Raw genomic sequence first — 18,688 nt, forward strand, 5'->3', positions numbered from 1 at the left:
CTTAACGGGGCAGCTGCATCAGATTGGCGGTCGCGCTGTCCATGTCGCGCGCATCGGTGATCATCTTGAGCTGCGTATCCCAGCTCCGGCTCGCTTCGATCATCTCGACGAGCGCGGTGGTTGCGGCGACGTTCGATCCTTCGATCGAACGGGTAACAAGGCGTGCTTCGGGATCGTCGGGAAGAATCCCGCCGCCCTTGACGCGGAACAAGCCGTCGAGGCCCTTGACGATATTGGATCCTGTCGGGGTCGCGAGCCGCAACCGGTCGACTTCCTGCGGGCTGGCGGGATCGCCGCCCGACGGCACGACCCAGACTCGGCCTTCGGTATCGATGCTGATCGAATCCGCAGGCGGAATGGTCACCGGACCCTGCGCACCCTGGACGGGGCTGCCGTCACCGGTGGTCAGCAGACCGCTCGGCGACAATTGCAGGTCGCCGCGGCGCGTATAGGCTTCCTCGCCATTTTGCGCCTGGACGACGAGCAGCGCATCGCCCTGCACCGCGACATCGAGGTCGCGGCCGGTCGACGTAATCGTACCGGCACGCATGTCGGCGCCGAGCACTTCTTCCGACGACACCGCGCGGGTTTCGAAACCGCTGCCGTTGAGCCAGAGTGTCTGGGCCTCGGCCATGTCGGCGCGAAAGCCCGGCGTCTGCGCATTGGCAAGATTGTTCGCAATCGCCGTCTGCCGGGCCATGCTGCCCCGCATCGCGGTCAGGCTGGTATAGATGAGGCGGTCCATCTGGAAACTCCCGGCAGGCGGCTACGCGCGGTTCTTAGGTGCGCATGTTGATGACGGTCTGGGTCAGCGTCGACGCGCCCTCGATCGCCTTGGCATTCGCCTGGAAATTGCGCTGCGCGGCGATCAGCATCACCAGCTCTTCGGTGATGTCGACGTTCGAGCGTTCGAGCGTTCCCGACCGGATCGTGCCCATCGGGCCGTTGGTCGCGGCGTCGATGGTCGGCTGACCGCTTTCGCCGGTCGACTGCCAGTGCGCGTCGCCGATCGGGCGCAGCCCCTCCATCGCGGGGAAAGTTGCCATCGCGACCTTGCCGAGCACCTGGTCCTCGCCATTGGCGTAGGTTGCGGTGACCAGGCCGTCGAGATCGACCGACACGTTGATCAGTGCGGCGGTCGGATCGCTGGGCGCGCCGTCGGGCAGCACGAAGTCGAACGCGCCCGCAAGCGTGCGGTCGGTGACGTTGCCGGTGGCGTCGACGGGAAGAAGCTGGAGCTTCTGACCGGTCGAATCGACAACCGTACCATCGGGGAGCGGCGAGAAAGCGCCATTACGGGTATAAGTCACCTGATTGCGCGGCGGCTCGCCCTTGACGATGAACAGGCCCTCGCCGACGATCGCCAGATCGAGCGTCTTTTCGCTCGATTCAAACGACCCCTGCGTGAACTGCTGGGCGATCCCGATCAGGCGCTGCCCCTGGCCCGCGACGGTCTTCGACGACTGCGTCGGCGACGAAGCGAAGATGTCGCCGAACTGCGCCTTGCTGCGCTTGAAACCGATCGAGTTGGCGTTGGCGATATTGTTCGAGACGACCGACATATCGGTCTGGGCGCCCTTGAGGCCCGAAAGCGAAGTATAAAACGACATGGACTTATCCTTCCTGCGTGAAGATCAAATGGTCGGGGTTGTCTGGGGTGCGGGCGTTTGCGCCGCCTTGATATCCTTGAGCAGCGCGGTCTGCGCCGCGAGCTGATCGGAGATCGATTTCAGTACCGTATTGGTCTCGCTGACCCCCGCGAGGCTGGAGAATTGCGCCATCTGCGCGACCATCTCCTGGTTATCGACGGGGTTGAACGGATCCTGCGCCGACAGCTGCGCCGTCATCAGGCGAAGAAAATCGCCTTGGTCGAGCTGCTGACCCTTCAGCTGCGTCGGCGTCACCGACGGATTCTGCGAGGTGATCGAATTAACGGCCATGATTATTGTCCCAACCGCAGCGTTTCGTTGATCAGGCCCTTTGCGGTTTCGAGGACCTGGACATTGTTCTGATATTGGCGGGCGGTCTCGACCATCTCGACCAGCTCCGCGGCGCTATCGACCGCGGCTTCCCACACATTGCCGTCCTTGTCGGCGAGCGGGTTCGACGGATCGTGACGCTTCGAGGGCGCCATCTTGCTCGTCGTGACCTGGTCGACCTGCACGGTCGCGCGGCCCTGCGAGTCCATCACGGTGCGGAACACGGGCTTGAGCGAGCGGAAGGCTTCCTTCTCGCTGCCTGCCACCGTGCCAGCGTTGGCGAGGTTCGACGCCGTGGTGTTGAGGCGAACGAGCTGTGCCGACATGGCGCGCCCGCTGATATCGAACACAGAGAAATTGCCGTTCATGGTCATTCGCCCTTGATCGCGCGCGTCAGCGTGTTGACGCGGCCCTGGAGGAAAGAGAGGCTCGAGCGATAGGCGAGCGCATTTTCGGCGAAGGCCGTCTGTTCGGTCGACATTTCGACGGTATTTCCGTCGAGCGACGGCTGGACCGGAACGCGATAGGCGGTCGCGCCCTCGATCGCTCCCTGGGTCGAACCGCCCTGCTGAGCCAGATCGAGCGCCTTCGAGAAGTCCAGGTCGCGCGCCTTGTAATTGGGCGTCGCGGCGTTGGCGATGTTCGACGCGAGCATCATCATGCGCTGGCTGCGCAGCTGAAGCGCCGTCGCGTGCAGGCCAAAGAGTTTCTCGGATGCCATCATCAATTCCTTTCGCCGGGGTCCGGACGGGATTTGAGCCCGGACGCGCGGAAAACACCAAGGCATGATGCAATCGGCGTGCCAAAATGATTTTACCAATATTTTTCAATCGCTTGATGCAGAATGGTTGCCCGCTCGAATGGCAACCCATGGCGTCTCGTCAAAAGATTGACGTGCAGTTGGCCGCCCTCGCGCAAATCCGCGGCAAATCGCGACTGGCACGCATCCTGCAAATCAACGGACGAATTTCGACGGGTGAATTTGGACCAGCAAGGATTTGGATATGAACCGCAAGATTGCCGTCTGCATCGCTGCGAGCCTGATCGCCAGCCCCGCCGCGCGCGCCCAGCAGGCGACCGAGGACTGGCAAGCGATCGATATCCTGACCCAGATGGTCGCCAACGCGATGGGCCGCACTGCAACCCCGATCGATCGCCGCATCAAGCTTGCGCGTTGTCCTGAACAGACGTCAGTCACTGCGATCGACGCCCAGACACTCGCCGTGCGCTGCGCGTCGCTCGGCTGGCGGCTACGCGTGCCGATGACCGGACCCGCGGGCGCGATGACGACACCGGCGGGTTTTGCCGCCCCTTCGTCGACACCGGCGATCCGCCGCGGCGACACCGTCCGCGTATCGATCGAGACCGAAAACTTCTCGGTCAGCTATTCGGCAACAGCCACGCAGGACGGCCGCATCGGCGAAACAATCGCGCTGCGCGGCACCGACGCGAAAAACCTGATGAGCGGCATCGTTACCGGCCCCGGGCGCGCGCGTCTGCAGGACTGAAACCGCCAAGTTAAGCCCCACTGGCCCGGCGGTGTCGGCTTTCCGACACCGCCGGGCTTCTTTTTTCATTTTTTCGGTAACCAGCCCTTAATCTCCCGAAACGCCATCCGTTAAACCTCCCGAGACGCTTCCACCGATTTTCGGGTGGAGCAAATGGAGGCAGCCATGTCGGGAGACAGCAAGATCGGGCCGGTGGGCGGAATCATCCGCACTGCTCCCGTGCGCAAGATCGCAGGCAGCGCGGACGCGGCGACGGCACGTACGGCGTCGCCAGACGCGCTCCCGGGCGCCAAACTGATCCGCATGGCGAGCGACCTTGCCTCGATGCCGCCGCCGGTCGATGCCGCGCGCGTGGCATCGCTACGCACCGCGATTGCCGAAGGCAGCTATCGCCTCGATTCCGCGACCATCGCGCTGGCGATGCTCAACTATGCCGAGGGACGCGCGAACTGATGCCGATGGCGAATATCCAGGCCAAGCTCGACCTTCTGGTCGGCGCTCTCGACGGGCAGGACGCCGGCGCGATCATCGCGGCGACCGAAGACCTTGCGACCGCGGTGATCCTGTTTCGCGGCAGCGCCATTCCGAACGGCGGCGAGGCCGAGGCACGCACGCTCATAACCCGGACGCTCGCACAGCTAGAAGCCGCCGCGATCCGCGTCAATGTGCTCAAGGACTGGACGCGTCAGAGGATTGACGCAAACCATCAGATCCGCGGAACGCACCATCGCGGCCTTGCCTTAAACTATTGATAAACCATATATTCCGGTGAGTTTCCGGAAAATGGCACGATGATTGCTTTTATTCTGTTGAGTCAGCGCTTGCTGAACCAGCGGAACCAAATGCATGAATCTGATCAACCCCACTGCGACCCCGGCACCCGGCGCCGTCCCCGTCCTGGATGCGGTCCATAATGCATCGGCGCGCACCGGTGTCGACTTCGACTATCTGGTCGACGTCGCACGCGTCGAAAGCCGCTTCAACCCGACCGCAAAAGCCCCGACCTCGTCGGCGCGCGGGTTGTACCAGTTCACCAAGCAGACCTGGCTGGCAACCCTGCGGCGCCACGGCGAAACCCATGGCCTGGGCTGGGCCGCCAACGCCATCGGCCAGGATGCGGCGGGACGGCTCAGCATCGCCGACCCCATGCTGCGCGACCAAATCCTTGACCTGCGCGACGATCCCGTTGCGGCATCGAACATGGCGGCCGCGCTGACCTCCGACAATCGGGATTATATCGAAGGCCGCATCGGTCGTGCTGCCGAGCCGGTCGATCTCTACCTCGCGCATTTCCTCGGCAGCGCCGGTGCCGCGCGCTTCCTTGGCGCGTGGGCGGATAATCCCGACCAGGCGGGCGCGACGATGATGCCCGATGCCGCCGCGGCGAACCGCCCGGTTTTCTACAACGCCGACGGCAGCATGCGCAGCCTCGGCGAAATCCGCGAATTTTTCCGTGCCAAGCTCGACGACGACGGCGGTCCCGGCTCGATGCCGACGGCGCCCGCGCCCCACCCCGGCTGGCGGATGCAAATGGCCAGCGCCAGCGCCAGCGGCTTAGGCGGCGGCGGACGCCCGCCTTTGCCGATGATGGATATTCAACCCATGCCGAGGAAATTGTCGATGGACTTCGCCGCGAGCGCCTATCGCCGTCTTGCCTCGCTGTCGGGAGGCAGCGCATGATCGGCGGCTTCAAGCTCGGCAACATAGGTCGGATGGCGGGCGCTGCGGCCTTACCCGCGGCGATGCTCATTCTCGTGGCGCTGATGGTGATCCCGGTATCGCCGATCCTCCTCGACATCAGCTTCGTCGCCAATATCATGCTGAGCCTCGCGATCCTGATGGTCGCTATGCAGGCCTCGAAGCCGCTCGACTTCTCATCCTTTCCGACCGTGCTGCTGCTCGCGACGCTGTTTCGCCTGTCGCTGAACGTCGCGTCGACCCGTGTCGTGCTCGTCCACGGACACGAAGGCACGGCCTCGGCTGGGCATGTCATCGAAGCCTTCGGTCAGGTGCTGATCGGCGGCGACTATATTGTCGGCATTTTCGTCTTTGGCGTGCTGATGATCATCAACCTAGTCGTCATCACCAAGGGCGCGGGGCGCGTGTCCGAAGTATCGGCGCGTTTCACGCTCGACGCGCTTCCCGGCAAACAGATGGCGATCGACGCCGACCTGAACGCCGGGCTGCTCACGCCCGAAGAAGCCAAGGCCCGCCGTCAGGAGGTCGCGACCGAAGCCGATTTCTACGGGTCGATGGACGGTGCGTCGAAGTTCGTGAAGGGCGACGCGGTCGCTGGCCTGCTGATCCTGTTCGTCAACATCGTCGGCGGGTTGATCCTCGGCATCTTTAGCCACGGCCTGTCTTTTTCCGAAGCCGGCAGCACCTATGTCACGCTCGCGATCGGCGACGCGCTCGTCGCGCAGATTCCGGCGCTTCTGCTCTCCATCGCCGCTGCCGCGATCGTGACCCGCGTTTCCTCGCCGCTCAACCTGGCAGGCCAGATCGGCAGCCAGTTCGCCTCACCACATGTGTGGATGGCCGTCTGCGGCGTGTTGTTTGTCCTCGGCCTAGTCCCTGCGATGCCGCAGATGCTGATCTTGCCGGCCGCCGCGATCGCCGGCGCCATCAGCTGGCAGCTCCGCAAGGCCGAGCAGGACGCAAAGACCGCGCCGCCGCCCGCCATGCCCGCGCCTGACCCGCACCATATCGAATGGTCGGACGTCAGCGACGTCGGTCCGTGCCAGCTCGAGATCGGCTATGCGCTCGTCGCGCTCGTCGACGAACGCAAGGGCGCGCCGTTGATGACGCGGATCACCGGCATCCGTCGTCAGCTGTCGAAAGAGCTGGGTTTCGTCGTCCCGCCGGTGAAGGTCAGCGACGATCTGTCGCTGCCCGGCAATGTCTATCGCATCTCGGTCGCCGGGGTCATCGTTGGCGAGGACGAGGTTTTCCCCAACGAAATGCTCGCGCTCGATTCGGGCGACCTCATCACAAAGGTCACAGGCCGTGCGTGCAAGGATCCAACCTTCGGCCTCGATGCCCTGTGGATTCCGAAATCGGCACAGAATGACGCGATCGCCGCGGGCTACACCGTCGTCGACCCTGCGACCGTCATCGCAACCCACCTCAACAACAGCATTATCAGCTCGGCATCCGAACTCTTCGGGCTCGACGATGCGCAGGCACTGATCGACAATCTCAAGACGCAATATCCGCAGCTTGCGCAGAGCCTGAGCCCGCAAGGCTATGCGCTGCCGCGCGTCGCCGCGCTCTGCAAGGCGCTGCTTGTCGAACGGGTGCCGCTCCGCGATTTCCGCAAGATCGCCGAAGCGATGGTGTCGCTCGGCAGCCAGCAACTCGGCGACAATGACCTCGTCGAGGCGGTACGCCAACGCATCGGGGCGCTGATCGTCCAGACGATCGTGCCGAACCGCATGCCACTGCCGGTCGTCACCTTCAGCCCCGATATCGAAGTGCTGCTCAACCAGGCCGTGCGCGCCAATCCGGGCGCCGAATGGCCATTCGAACATGGCATGGCGATGAAGATCATCGAACAGATCGGCCAGGCAGTCGAGCCTCTGCTGCTGTCGACTCGAAGCTTTGCGCTCGTCGCCTCGCCGCTCTGCCGTTCGGCCTTGTCGCGGCTGGTGCGCGCGACCTTCCCCGACGTCGCGGTGATCTCCTACCTCGAAATCCCGGCGAACAAGGCGACCGAGATCGTCGCGACGATCGGCGCCGATGTGCCGCGCCTGACCGGCGGCGAAGAGCCCCAGATGAAGGACCAGCCCCATGAAAATTGAGCGCGCCGAGCAATTTGTCGGATCCGGGGCCCGCGCCCCGCGGCCGCATGGCTATGGCGAAAGCGCCGAAGCGCTAATCGAGGAATATGCGCCGCTCGTCCGCAAGATCGCCTGGCAGGTCCATTCGCGCGTGTCGCGGACGAGCGATCTGGAGGACATGATCCAGGTCGGGCTGATTGCGCTGATCGAAGCGAGCCGGACCTATGAGGAACGCGGGTTTGCGTTCGCGACCTATGCGACAACGCGCATCCGCGGCGCGATGATCGACCAGCAACGGCGCGAAGCCGATGTCGGTCGCGCGGCAATGGCCGCGGCGCGCCGGATTCAGCAAACGCGCGCCGCGCTCGAACAGACGTTGCGCCGCGCGCCGGCGGCCGCCGAGATGGCCGCGGCGCTCGATATGACGGCCGAGGATTATTTCGTGTTTGAAAAGAGCGCGACGCACGGCCGTTCAACGTCGCTCGACGAACTGGTCGACGAGGGCAGCTTCCTCTTCGCAGACGACCGCATCGGCGCAGGCGAAGTGTTGGAACAGCAAAGCTTGATGGAAGCGCTGCGTCTTTGCGTGAGCAAGCTCGGCGAGCGCGAACAGATGGTGCTCCAGCTCTATTTCTTCGAAGAGCTGAATTTGCAGGAAATCGGGCTGGCGCTCGATGTCAGCGCAGCGCGGGTCTGCCAGATCAAACGCGACGCAATGGCCAAGATCGACCGCATGATGCGCGACATGACCGATTAGCCGCTGGTGGCTGGCCTCGCCCGCTTCAACGACTAACGGTCAGGTGGCGCGATAGCCGCTGCGTATCGCCGCCCCGAATTTTTCAAAATAGCTTGCCATGCGTTCGGTGCCCGCTTCGGTGAGCCGGACGATGGTTCGCCGCCGGTCGCGCTCGTCGATCGAGCGCTTGGCCAGTCCCATAGCCTCGAGCGACGCGATCATCCGCAGACCTGACGACAGCGGCACCGCCGCGCCAGTCGCAAGATCGCTCGCGCTCAGCGCGCGGCCATTGGCATTGGCGAGCATCAGGTCGAGCATCATGTCCCAGGTCGGACCCGACATCTGCGCCGTCCCGAAATGGCTTTTGCGCATGCGCCTGACCTGGATACTGAGCGCCAGCTGATCGATCAGCCGCGGTTCGGCGGCGACGGGTGTGAGGCCGAAGCCCGCAGCGCTGGCCGACAACTGTTCGTCGGCGCCGCTTTTTGCGAGAAGATCATGGATCTGGTCGATCCGCGATCGGATTTCGGCAATTTCATGATTCGAAAATTGCTGCATGTGATGAGACCCTTTGGGCGTTCTTCATCAAGCCCCGGCGTTCTCTCTCCGTCTGGTCGAACCCGATGCGTACAAAATCATGAACAGGATCGGGTAGGATATATACATTGAAAGCAGCGCATAAGGGCGCGCCAATATCTCCGAAAACATCAGCTTCTGGAGGTGCCCGAAAATGGCGATCAATTGCCAACCGGTAATCCAGTATGGCCAGAAACGCTGTGTTTTCAAAGCAATGAACCAAAAGCTCGCAAGCGCGACGATGTCGATTGCGAAGATACTATATTCAATATGCGACCAGTCGGGAGCAGGTGCGAGGACCGAGGTGCAAACCGAAGCGAGCAAGGCGGTGTAAGCTGCCCACCGTTCCATATAGCCGCCGCGCCACATCGCGACGGCTACGGTGAGCAGCAAAATTCCATAATATGTCGCTACGGTCCACATGATGCGTCCGCTTGGCTTAGGATGCCTTGGCGAGCGAGAGGTGCGCGACCTCGGCCCCGTCCAGGTCGTTGCTGCCGTCCTCGACGAGCGTCGCGGCGGCCGGCGGCTTGACGCCCGCACCGAACATGCGCGTCCCAAGACCGATCTGCTTCTGCGTTGCGGTAAGCGAGATATGCGCGTCGGTGAGAAGCTGACGCACTTCGCCGGCCGCTGCGAGCGCATGTGCGACCTTCGACATCGCTTCCTGGCCAACGATCGCCGACATGTTGATATCGCGACGCGCGGTGGGCAGCGAAGCCGCCAGGTGGGCAATACGGATCATGGTTTCGTCGATCGCGTCTTCCGCCTGGTGAAGTTCAGAGGCGATTTTCTTCGCCGCAGAGAGTCTTTCGTTCAGCATGTCCTTGGTCCTTGTAAGCGAATGCCGACGGAACCCCCCCGCAGCATTCAGGTCAAAACACGACCAAGTCCGACAAGGATCGAATAGAGAGCGGAAAAAGCCAAAATGGTCGCAAAAGCAATCAAAATTGGCCAGATTATCCTTTCCATCAACCCGTGCCGGTTGGCCGGCTGGGACGCGGTAGGATATGGCGTGCCTATATCGAAAAGCCGCCGCATCGAACTGCGCCCCACACCGGCATCATCGGCATGGGGATGGTCGCCTAGGTCGAACAATTGATATGTCAAAGGCTGATAGGGAGTAACCTGGTTGAATACACCGTTACGGGCCAGGATCGTCGCGGCTTCTATTCTGTTGGAAACATTAAGCTTTTTTAAGGCCCGCCGGACTCGTTCATCCACCGTATGCGGGGAAACATCCATAATGCGAGCGATTTCCTTGGAATTTTTGTGCTCAAAAACCAGCCGCAGCGTTTCAATTTGCGCGGCCGAAAGGAGACTGATGTAATTGTCTGGGTCACCCTGCACGTCATTGGGCATAGAGCATCAGAAGTCGAAATCAAGTTACGTGCAAGCGTGATTCGCGTATCATGTTACCCTATAGCGGCGCGACATTGCCCTAACGGAACGCTGGGCGGAGCGGTAACAAGCCCGTCCCGTCGGCGCAGGCGGGTCATTTTCGGTTCGATCCGATCCGCGGCGCCGGGTATCAAGCGATATCGTCGCCTTCGGCTTCGTTCACATTGTCACTTAACTTTAGTCTTGCCCTTAATCGCGCGAAACACCGACGCTCGCGATGACGTCAGACGCACTAGCCGCAAGAGACGGCCATCGGCGGCGCCTGAATCGCGTCAACTGGTAAGCCCCGCAAGCCACTCGGCGATCATGCGCCGTCCCGCAACCACCGCGGCGGGGCCGTGCTCTGCATGCCGCCCGCGCATGGCATCCGCGCTGCTGCCCACCTCGGCCAGCGCTTCGGGCCATTGCTCGATCCACGCCTCGAAGCGCGGATCGAGCCCCATCTCGGCATGGAATTGCAGCGCCAAGATGTTCGGCCCTCGACGAAACGCCTGATGGCGATAGGCGGGGGTCGAGGCAAGCAGCTCGACGCCTTCGGGCAGGTCGAACGTATCGCCATGCCAGTGCAGCACGTCGACGCCCGCAAGATGCCGGAGCGGCGACGCCGCATCGACGAAGTCCAGCGCGTGGAAGCCGACTTCCTTCGCCGGACCCGGATAGACGGGCGATCCCATCGCGGCGGCCATCATCTGCGCCCCGAAGCAGACGCCGAGCGTCGGCCGGTCGGCGGCAAGTCGCCGCGCAAGGCGCCTCAGCTGGCACCCAATCCACGGATGGCGGTCCTGCTCATAGACCCCCATCGGCCCACCCATCATGATCAGCAGATCGGGCTCGGTCAGGTCGACCGTGCCGAACGCCGGATCCTCGACGTCGATTCGCGTCAGCACATAGCCCGCCGACTCGACGGGTTCGCGAAAGCCCGCGATCCCTTCGTGCGGCACATGCCGAATGATGAGTCCTTTTTTTCCGGTCATGCTCTGGGAGAAATGGCGATGAGTCGATGCTCTGCTGCGTTGTTTCGTTCGCTTGCCAACTAGCCAGAACGCCGACGAGATGTCACTCTACTTTTGCAGTAGAGATACTGTCGCGGCCCGTAGCGGAGCTTGGCTTCCCTCCGCGGCGGGCCGCCACTTGTTTCACCACCGCGTGCTGCCGGCAGCTAATCGCCGCGCTGGAAGGTGATGCCCATCTGTTCGACGTCTAGGTCGCGTTCGAGTTCATGGAGAACCTCGTCCTCGATCAGCCCGGCGCGGTGAATCCTGATCAGTTCGGCGCGTCCCGCAGCGATCGCCTCGAGCAAGATATCGAAATGCGGGCGCAAATTCTCCATCGCCGTGTCGGCGTCGGCTTCGTAGCGATCCATGAAATCCATCCGCCGCCGATATTCTTGCAGCATCATCGGGTGAACCAAGGTGCCGTCGGGTGCATAGGCCTGCCGCTCGATCACCTCGAACCGCGCACGCGCCATCGCCCCCTCGGCCGCGGGCATGTCCATCTTGGCGGGCGGATCGGTATCGACGGGGTGGATCTTGCCGATCAGCCAGCCAAGGCTTGATCCCTGCACCACGACAGTGACGAAAATGACCGCGAAGGCGCAGATCAGCATCAGGTCGCGGCCGGGCATGTCGATCGGCAAGGTCAGCGGCACCGCAAGCGTCACGACGCCCCGCATGCCCGCCCAGCCGAGTACCGTCGCCTGCCGCCACCCGAGCGGCCGCGCGCGTTTTACGCCTGCCTTGCGCGCGGTTTCGAGCAATAGCTCCGACCCGAGGATCCATAGGAAACGCGCGACGGTGACGGTCAGCACGACGGCCACGATCACTGCGATCGTCGAAGCCGGCATTCCGGCGACGCCGCCAATCCGGTCGATCGCGCCGCGCAGCGAAAAGCCGATCAGGATGAAAACGAGCGCCTCGAGGACGAACACCAGTATCTGCCAGGCCGAATTGCCGACCAGCCTGATGTCCGCGGACAGGATCACATGCTGATACCATCCGAGGATAAGCCCCGCCGTGACAGTCGCGATCACACCCGACACATGCACGGCCTCACCCGCCAGATAGGCGGCCCAGCACAGGCCGACATTGGCCAGCACGACCAGCATCCGGTCGCGCAGGCGGCGCGCGACGAAAATCCAGATCGCGCCTGCCGCAGCACCGATCGCGACGCCGCCGACCGCCACCAGGGCAAAGCTCTGGACCGCCTCGCCGAGATGGAACATCCCGCTCAGCGCCGCAGCAACCGCAAAGCGGAAAAGAATAAGCCCCGTCGCGTCGTTGAGCAGGCTTTCGCCCTCGAGCAAGGCAGCGAGCCGGCGCGGCAGCGGCACGCCCTTCAGAACCGCACGCGCCGATACGGCATCGGGGGGCGACACGATGGCACCGAGAGCGAAGCACGCGGCCCATGGCAACGAGGGAAGAATCCAGTGGGTCACGACGCCGACGGCCAGCGTCGTGAAGACCACCGCCCCGATCGCGAGCGACAATATGCCGGGCAAATGCCGCCGAAAACGCCCGAGCGCGGTATAATAAGCGCCGTCCATCAGAAGCGGCGGCAGAAACAGCACCAGCGCGAGCTCGGGATCAAGCGAGATCGCCGGCAAGCCGGGCACGAACGCGAGCGCGCCGCCCCCGACCAGCAAGGCGGTAGCAGGCGGCCAGCGCAGTTTGAGCGCAAGCCAGTGAAGCACGATCACCAGCGCGAGCAGACCGAGAACCAGTTCGAACGCTTCGACCGCGTGCATCAGCGGTGGCCCGGCTTCGTGCGGCACTCGAATCGCATGTCATCGCCCCTTCCGCCCCGACCGGACAGGCGCAACTCTGCCGCCGTTCGCGGCGTCGATCAATCACCGTCGACAACGGGATCGGCCGACGGCGGAATAATGCTCGCGGGCAGCGTTACGCGCGCCGACGCACCACGAAAAAGGGCGGCGAAATCCGCCGCCCTTCCCATTCCTGCGCTGGCGCGCCGATTACGGCGTCAGACCGTTGTTGACAGTCTTGAACGTCGTGCTGACGCTTTTGCCCACGGACGTCATTGCCGAAATACCGGCGACGGCGATGAGGGCGGCAATCAGGCCGTATTCGATGGCGGTCGCAGCCTTTGTGCTGCGACCGAGCTTGTTGATGAACGTCATGCCTGGTCTCCTGACACTTGCCCCGTTGATCGTGTGATAGCGATCGGCGCCTGTGCTCTTAAAACCAAATGGTTTTGAAAACCTTAGCGAATTCGGCGACATAACTGTCGGCCGTTTCCCGCACGGTCGCTCCCGGCCGCGCGCAAGGCGCGCTGGTCCATTCGCAATTGCTCGAATTTTCCGGCGAGGGGTTGCGGAAGCGTCCGCGAACTCGGCATCGCCAAAGAGAAAGAAAAATGGCGCACCCGAAGGGATTCGAACCCCTGGCCTCTGCCTTCGGAGCTGGCAATAGCAGCCCACGCTAGGTTACGCCAGAGCCTGTTTTTCTACGCTAAACCACTATAAAGAATAAACTTTATTTCCAACCCCTCTACGCTGGCCTAACCTTGAGTTTGCCCCGATTTCCCTCGGCTCACTTGCGTGGCGCTGACGCGAAATCGAACAGATTTGAGAGCCAATGCCGTGCCGAAACTAACTAAGCGAACCGTGGAAGCTGCAGAAGTCCATACCAAGGATTATTTGATCTGGGATGAGGAACTGCCCTGCTTTGGTCTCCGTGTCTACCCTTCTGGAAAGCGCAGTTACCTCATCCAATATCGGAGCAGAGGTAGGTCTCGGCGTTATACGATCGGACTGCATGGCGTGTGGACTGCCGACGAAGCGCGGCAAGAAGCACGAGTGCAGATCGGGCGGGTGGCTCGAGGCGACGATCCTGCGGAAGAGCGAGAATTCGATCGAAATGCTATGACTGTGCGCCAGCTTTGCGAATATTATATCCGGGACCTGGACGCCGGCCTGATCTTGGGAAAAGGCGGAAGACCAAAAAGACGCTCAACGGTCGACATCGATATCGGACGCATCCAACGTCATATCATTCCGTTACTTGGAACCCGCCGCGTGAAGGACCTGACAAGGGCTGAATTAACAAAGGTCATGCGAGACATCATGGCGGGCCGCACACGGCTGGTTATGAAGACCAAGAAGCTACGGGGGAAGTCGATCGTAAAGGGCGGCCCCGGCACGGCGACGCGGACGATCGGGCTACTCGGGGGAATTTTGACCTATGCCATCGAGCTGGGAGTCATTGAGAATAATCCGGCACATGGGATCAAGAAGCCAAGATATAATGTCCGCGATCGTCGCCTGACTGAGTCCGAGTATCGCATATTGGGAGGAATGCTGGCAGAGATCGCCGAGAGCGATAAATATCGCATCACAGCCGAGATTATTCGCGCCATCGCCCTGACAGGTTGTCGCCGAAGTGAAATCATCGGTCTCAAGTGGCAAGAAGTGGATTTTGAGGGAAGCTGCCTTCGTCTGGCTGACAGCAAGGAGGGCCGATCCATTCGTCCCATTGGGCTTCCTGCCCTCGAATTGCTCGAAAAGCGGAGGGTAGATGCCGTCGGAACATTTGTGTTCCCAGGGTATGGTGACGACAATCCCTTCGGGGGCCTTCCCAATCATTGGGCACAGCTATTTGAAGGCTCTCCGCTTGCCGGCGTGACCCCACATGTGCTGCGGCACAGCTTTGCCAGTCTATCAAATGACCTAGGCTTTACCGAAGTCACGATCGCGGCACTCATTGGTCACGCCAAGGGTTCGATTACGAGCCGTTATATCCACACGCTAGATGCGACACTGATCCTCGCTGCGGACTCAATTGCCGGCTATATCGATAGCTTGCTGAAAGGCGCAAAGTTTAGATCGACCAGTTTCGCGTTTGATCGATCGGCTCGCAGGGCCGCGCTGGATGATTTCCTGACGCGGAGTCAGTCGCAGCAGCCATTGGCAATCTCCAATAGATGATTGCCATTTCCTGTTAGCATCTGCAATTGGCTGATTCCCGACCGACAGCCTCCGGGCACAAGTTCGAGATAGCTGCCGTTCGCCAAGATCTCGGGTGGACGGCTGCAAGCGACCAATTGCAGCCCCTCGGTGGCTGCGTGGACTAAGCGCCCTGGGCGTAGCCGACCGCTCTCGCTTCGCCAAACTGCGCGCCCGCCCTATTCCTTGAGCCCGGGCGGAACCGCGATCTCAAACAACACGCAGCAATTTCTCGTAAACCCGCCGAACTTCCGGTCCGGCACGATCAGGTATTGCATGGCCGCCCTATCCCCGCTCACTCAAAATCGGCTTTCGCAGCGTTTGCCAGTGAGCCTCGCGGCTATTTTCCCGGGTTCGCCGGAACTGCTCCAGCTAGGTCAATTTTGTCAAAGCCATCGCGTCGTGTCAGCGGGGAGAGCGAAGTGACATAATGTAAGCTGAGGCCATCTCAGCCTCTTCTCTGGTCAACATGATCGACATCGCATCCGGTGTATCGTGTCCATCGCGAAAAAAATCGTGCAGCGTATCTTGGTTAAACCCCATGTCATTCGCGACGGCCACAAAGCTGGGCGCCTGCGAATTGGGCGGCTCAACTCCCGGGCGCAATGCATGGCAACCGCTACATCGCTCTTCGACAAAAGAAAGCGCGCGCGCGTCCTGAGTTTGCGGCGCGGTCGCGAGGGCAGTTGTATTTGAAGCAGCAACTTCCCTCTCGGCGGGCACGCATGCGCACAGCAGAGCGGTTGTCAATACGACGAACGGTCGTGATAGTCGCATGGCGAGCCTTTCCGGGGGCGGGGTAGCGAGACCTTGCAGCGCCATATCCGGCATGGATGCCAGGCTGACGATGCCATTGTTCGAGGATGGGTAGGTCGCCTTTCCCGATCCGATACCACATTCCTTTGCTTAGCCATAGACGGCGAATTTTGGGCAGAATTTGGCCGTGTGTGGACGGCCCTCCGTTGGCAAGCAGTTTCTAGGGGATGCGATCTGCTGGTTGGTGCGGCCATGTGTCCGGCCTTTGATGCGGCATTGTCGTGCGCCGCTGGCCATGATGCCTTTCGCGCGGATCGGGTCCCGACCAGTAGCTCGCACTCGAGGTGCATCGGCCAAAATGGGTTTTCCTGATCCGGCGGTTTCAACCGGCTTCGTGCATCAGCTCCTATCCGCCCTTCCCAACATCGTCGGCGCCACGGCTCGCGGCGCCTGATCTCCTACGCGTGTGCCACCACTGGCTCGCGATAATGCTCACCGCTCGTCATCAGCGCCCAGACCATGCGCGCGGTCTTGTTCGCGAGGGCGACCGCAGCGACCTTTGTCGCGCGCCGTGATAGAAGCTGCAGCAGCCATGCCCGCTTGGTGCCATGTCGTTCGGCATGGCGGATGACAGCCATCGCACCAACCACGAGCATCTGGCGCAGATATCGGTTGCCCGCGCGCGATATGCCGCCGAGCCGCTCCTTGCCTCCGCTCGAGTTCTGTCGCGGCACCAGGCCGATCCACGCGGCGAGGTCTCGGCCCGTCTTGAACATGCGCGGGTCGGCGACGCTGGCAACGAAGGCGCTCGCAAGCAGCGGCCCGACGCCTGGTATCTCCATGAGCCGCCGCCCGACTTCCGTCTCGCGCGCACTCACGCGAATGCGGCGATCGTTCTCGAGGATCTGCTCCTTCACGACCGCGAGCTGTGCGCCAAGCATCTCGAGGCAGATGCGGGCATCGGCAGGTATGCTCTCATCATCTCGGTCGGCGATGATCGCCAGCAGGCGCTCGAGCCCCATACGTCCGACCGGCGCGACGATTCCGAACTCCGACATATGCGCCCGCATCGCGTTCGACAGCTGAGTGCGCTGTCGGTTGAGCATCAGCCGGACGCGGTGAAGCATCATCACGCTCTGCTGCTCCGGCGTCTTCACCGCCACGAACCGCATCGTCGGCCGCGTCACCGCTTCGCAAATCGCTTCGGCGTCGGCAGCATCATTCTTGCCGCGCTTCACATAGGGCTTCACATATTGCGCCGGCATCAGCCGAACGTCGTGGCCCAGCGCGATCAGCTCGCGGGCCCAGTGATGCGAGGTGTTGCAAGCCTCGATGCCGACCAGGCACCGCGGCAGCTTCGCAAAGAATGGAATCACCCGCGCTCGGCTCAGGCGCTTGCGCACTACTACCTCGCCGGCGGCATCAATACCGTGGACCTGAAACACCGACTTCGCGATATCCAATCCGATCGTCGCAATCTTCTCCATCGTCGCTCTCCTTCCAGCTCATCCCACGGAGCATACCGCAGGGGGATGGAGAGCCGTCCACGACATCAATAGCAGACAGTCGGCTTTTAGGGTGGAGTTCGGGAACGCGCATTGCGCTGGATCAAAATTCGCGCAGGGTCGAGGCGTTTCCTGAGATCGGGGGACAGGGCTGCCGGGTTGGTCAGGCGGCGATCATCAAGCGATACGGAAAGAACCAGGCCGCAAGCGCCGCCGTCAGCGCTGCCATGTCGGTCTCGCTATGCAGCGGTCCCGGCGTGAAGCGGAGACGCTCTGTTCCGCGCGGCACCGTCGGATAGTTGATCGGCTGGACATAGGCGCCATGCTCGGCGAGCAGATGATCGCTGAGCGCCTTGGCGTGGACGGGGTCGCCCACGAGGAGCGGAACGATATGGGTGTCGCTCGGCATGACCGGTAAGCCGGCATCGCGAAACAAGGATTTGAGTTGCGAAGCTGCGGCTTGCTGGCCCTCGCGTTCGCGCGTCGACGTCTTCAGATGGCGGACACTGGCGAGCGCGCCGGCGGCAAGAACCGGCGACAGCGACGTGGTGAAGATGAACCCCGGTGCATAGCTGCGGATGCAGTCGACGATGGCGCGATCGGCGGCGATATAGCCGCCCATGACACCGAAGGCCTTGGCAAGCGTCCCCTCGATCACGCTGACGCGGTGCGCGACGCCATCGCGCTCCGATATACCGCCGCCGCGGGGTCCGTACATGCCGACGGCATGGACCTCGTCGAGATAGGTGAGAGCCTGGTAGCGATCGGCCAAGTCGCAGATCGCGGCGATTGGTGCGGCATCGCCATCCATCGAATAGACGCTCTCGAACGCGATAAGCTTGGGCCGCGCGGGGTCGGTTTCGGCAAGGAGCGCCTCGAGATGTTCGAGATCATTGTGGCGGAAGATCTTCCGTTCGCATTCCGCGTTGCGGATGCCGGCAATCATGCTCGCATGATTGAGCTCGTCCGAGAAGATGACGCAGCCGGGAAGGATTTTGCCGAGCGTCGCGAGCGTCGCGTCGTTCGATACATAACCCGAGGTGAAGAGGAGCGCGCTTTCCTTGCCGTGGAGATCGGCAAGCTCGCGCTCGAGTTCGATATGATAATGGGTATTGCCGCTGATATTGCGCGTGCCGCCCGAGCCTGCACCGACATCGGCGATCGCGGCCTCCATCGCCGCAGTGACCGCCGGGTGCTGCCCCATGCCGAGATAGTCGTTCGAGCACCAGACGGTGATCGGCCGCGCTTCGCCGGCCGCGTCGAAGCAGCGTGCGCCGGGATAGGCCCCGCGGTCGCGCAGGATGTCGACGAAGACGCGGTAGCGCCCTTCTTCGTGCAGGCGCTCGATCGCATCGCTGAAAATCTTGTCGTAGCGCATTAGGCCTGCCCCCAAAGGTCGAAATAGCCGGGATACAGGAGCTTCTATCCGCCGGACGCGCTCGCTTCCCATTAGGAATAACACGTACAGGAAGGCCGGTGATTTTGCCG

At 62.3% G+C, this 18,688-nt stretch carries 22 protein-coding genes; 7 read left to right on the plus strand and 15 right to left on the minus strand.

The window, feature by feature from the left end; all coding sequences use genetic code 11:
- Window position 1 precedes the first annotated feature (1 nt).
- From ACO055_RS12770 to flgB, 5 genes are read right to left on the minus strand one after another with little or no spacing between them, the layout of a single operon-like run.
- Window positions 2-745: a flagellar basal body rod protein FlgF gene (locus ACO055_RS12770; RefSeq protein ID WP_422059263.1), complete on the minus strand. Its 744-nt coding sequence runs from the start codon at window positions 743-745 to the stop codon at window positions 2-4.
- Window positions 746-779: 34 nt separating this feature from the next.
- Window positions 780-1,610, minus strand: coding sequence for a flagellar hook-basal body complex protein (locus ACO055_RS12775; protein ID WP_422059264.1), 831 nt, complete (start codon window positions 1,608-1,610; stop codon window positions 780-782).
- A 24-nt stretch (window positions 1,611-1,634) separates the two neighbouring features.
- The gene (locus ACO055_RS12780; protein WP_422059265.1) at window positions 1,635-1,940 is read right to left on the minus strand and encodes a flagellar hook assembly protein FlgD; all 306 of its coding nucleotides are present in this window, start codon (window positions 1,938-1,940) and stop codon (window positions 1,635-1,637) included.
- Window positions 1,941-1,942: 2 nt separating this feature from the next.
- Window positions 1,943-2,353 (minus strand): flagellar basal body rod protein FlgC, encoded by a 411-nt coding sequence (gene flgC / locus ACO055_RS12785; protein ID WP_422059266.1) that lies wholly within the window; start codon window positions 2,351-2,353, stop codon window positions 1,943-1,945.
- Window positions 2,350-2,703 carry a flagellar basal body rod protein FlgB gene (flgB, locus tag ACO055_RS12790; RefSeq protein ID WP_422059267.1) on the minus strand — a complete coding sequence of 118 codons (354 nt, stop codon included), beginning with the start codon at window positions 2,701-2,703 and terminating at the stop codon, window positions 2,350-2,352. Before flgB ends, flgC begins: the two co-directional genes overlap by 4 nt.
- 280 nt (window positions 2,704-2,983) lie before the next feature.
- Here flgB and ACO055_RS12795 point away from each other — a divergent pair, with 280 nt between their 5' ends.
- The 6 genes from ACO055_RS12795 (at window position 2,984) to ACO055_RS12820 (ending at window position 8,023) form a co-directional block, all read left to right on the plus strand.
- Window positions 2,984-3,487, plus strand: a complete 504-nt coding sequence (locus tag ACO055_RS12795; protein ID WP_422059268.1) for a flagella basal body P-ring formation protein FlgA — start codon at window positions 2,984-2,986, stop codon at window positions 3,485-3,487.
- 165 nt (window positions 3,488-3,652) lie between these two features.
- Window positions 3,653-3,940, plus strand: coding sequence for a flagellar biosynthesis anti-sigma factor FlgM (flgM, locus tag ACO055_RS12800; protein ID WP_422059269.1), 288 nt, complete (start codon window positions 3,653-3,655; stop codon window positions 3,938-3,940).
- Complete coding sequence (locus ACO055_RS12805; protein WP_422059270.1) at window positions 3,940-4,239, plus strand: hypothetical protein; 300 nt, start codon at window positions 3,940-3,942, stop codon at window positions 4,237-4,239. The genes flgM and ACO055_RS12805 overlap by 1 nt, the downstream gene beginning before the upstream one ends.
- Before the next feature lie 94 nt (window positions 4,240-4,333).
- Complete coding sequence (locus ACO055_RS12810) at window positions 4,334-5,167, plus strand: transglycosylase SLT domain-containing protein (protein ID WP_422059271.1); 834 nt, start codon at window positions 4,334-4,336, stop codon at window positions 5,165-5,167.
- Window positions 5,164-7,287 (plus strand): flagellar biosynthesis protein FlhA, encoded by a 2,124-nt coding sequence (gene flhA, locus ACO055_RS12815; RefSeq protein WP_422059272.1) that lies wholly within the window; start codon window positions 5,164-5,166, stop codon window positions 7,285-7,287. The genes ACO055_RS12810 and flhA overlap by 4 nt, the downstream gene beginning before the upstream one ends.
- Complete coding sequence (locus ACO055_RS12820; protein WP_422059273.1) at window positions 7,277-8,023, plus strand: sigma-70 family RNA polymerase sigma factor; 747 nt, start codon at window positions 7,277-7,279, stop codon at window positions 8,021-8,023. Before flhA ends, ACO055_RS12820 begins: the two co-directional genes overlap by 11 nt.
- 39 nt (window positions 8,024-8,062) lie before the next feature.
- On the opposite strand, the gene ACO055_RS12825 is transcribed toward ACO055_RS12820, so the two are convergent.
- From ACO055_RS12825 to ACO055_RS12855, 7 genes are all read right to left on the minus strand, one after another.
- Entirely contained in the window at window positions 8,063-8,560 is a 498-nt protein-coding gene (locus tag ACO055_RS12825) for a MarR family winged helix-turn-helix transcriptional regulator (protein ID WP_422059274.1), read from the minus strand.
- Between the two features lie 27 nt (window positions 8,561-8,587).
- Window positions 8,588-9,001 (minus strand): hypothetical protein, encoded by a 414-nt coding sequence (locus ACO055_RS12830; RefSeq protein WP_422059275.1) that lies wholly within the window; start codon window positions 8,999-9,001, stop codon window positions 8,588-8,590.
- Window positions 9,002-9,017: 16 nt separating this feature from the next.
- Window positions 9,018-9,401, minus strand: coding sequence for a hypothetical protein (locus tag ACO055_RS12835; RefSeq protein ID WP_422059276.1), 384 nt, complete (start codon window positions 9,399-9,401; stop codon window positions 9,018-9,020).
- Between the two features lie 47 nt (window positions 9,402-9,448).
- Window positions 9,449-9,940, minus strand: coding sequence for a response regulator transcription factor (locus ACO055_RS12840; protein ID WP_422059277.1), 492 nt, complete (start codon window positions 9,938-9,940; stop codon window positions 9,449-9,451).
- Between the two features lie 311 nt (window positions 9,941-10,251).
- On the minus strand, window positions 10,252-10,953 hold the full coding sequence (locus ACO055_RS12845; RefSeq protein WP_422059278.1) for a glutamine amidotransferase: 702 nt from the start codon (window positions 10,951-10,953) through the stop codon (window positions 10,252-10,254).
- Window positions 10,954-11,138: 185 nt separating this feature from the next.
- The gene (locus ACO055_RS12850; protein ID WP_422059279.1) at window positions 11,139-12,749 is read right to left on the minus strand and encodes a Na+/H+ antiporter; all 1,611 of its coding nucleotides are present in this window, start codon (window positions 12,747-12,749) and stop codon (window positions 11,139-11,141) included.
- A gap of 201 nt (window positions 12,750-12,950) precedes the next feature.
- Window positions 12,951-13,115 carry a Flp family type IVb pilin gene (locus tag ACO055_RS12855; RefSeq protein WP_422059280.1) on the minus strand — a complete coding sequence of 55 codons (165 nt, stop codon included), beginning with the start codon at window positions 13,113-13,115 and terminating at the stop codon, window positions 12,951-12,953.
- A gap of 420 nt (window positions 13,116-13,535) precedes the next feature.
- Between ACO055_RS12855 and ACO055_RS12860 the strand changes: the two genes are divergently transcribed.
- Window positions 13,536-14,921 (plus strand): tyrosine-type recombinase/integrase, encoded by a 1,386-nt coding sequence (locus ACO055_RS12860; RefSeq protein ID WP_422059281.1) that lies wholly within the window; start codon window positions 13,536-13,538, stop codon window positions 14,919-14,921.
- A gap of 423 nt (window positions 14,922-15,344) precedes the next feature.
- On the opposite strand, the gene ACO055_RS12865 is transcribed toward ACO055_RS12860, so the two are convergent.
- The 3 genes from ACO055_RS12865 to hemA all read right to left on the minus strand — a co-directional run bounded on the left by ACO055_RS12865 (window position 15,345) and on the right by hemA (window position 18,578).
- Window positions 15,345-15,770 carry a hypothetical protein gene (locus ACO055_RS12865; protein ID WP_422059282.1) on the minus strand — a complete coding sequence of 142 codons (426 nt, stop codon included), beginning with the start codon at window positions 15,768-15,770 and terminating at the stop codon, window positions 15,345-15,347.
- Between the two features lie 383 nt (window positions 15,771-16,153).
- On the minus strand, window positions 16,154-17,182 hold the full coding sequence (locus ACO055_RS12870; protein WP_422059283.1) for an IS110 family transposase: 1,029 nt from the start codon (window positions 17,180-17,182) through the stop codon (window positions 16,154-16,156).
- A 181-nt stretch (window positions 17,183-17,363) separates the two neighbouring features.
- Complete coding sequence (gene hemA / locus ACO055_RS12875; RefSeq protein WP_422059284.1) at window positions 17,364-18,578, minus strand: 5-aminolevulinate synthase; 1,215 nt, start codon at window positions 18,576-18,578, stop codon at window positions 17,364-17,366.
- Window positions 18,579-18,688 lie beyond the last annotated feature (110 nt).

The organism is Sphingopyxis sp. (assembly GCF_965227415.1).
In the GTDB taxonomy this organism is placed as follows: domain Bacteria; phylum Pseudomonadota; class Alphaproteobacteria; order Sphingomonadales; family Sphingomonadaceae; genus Sphingopyxis.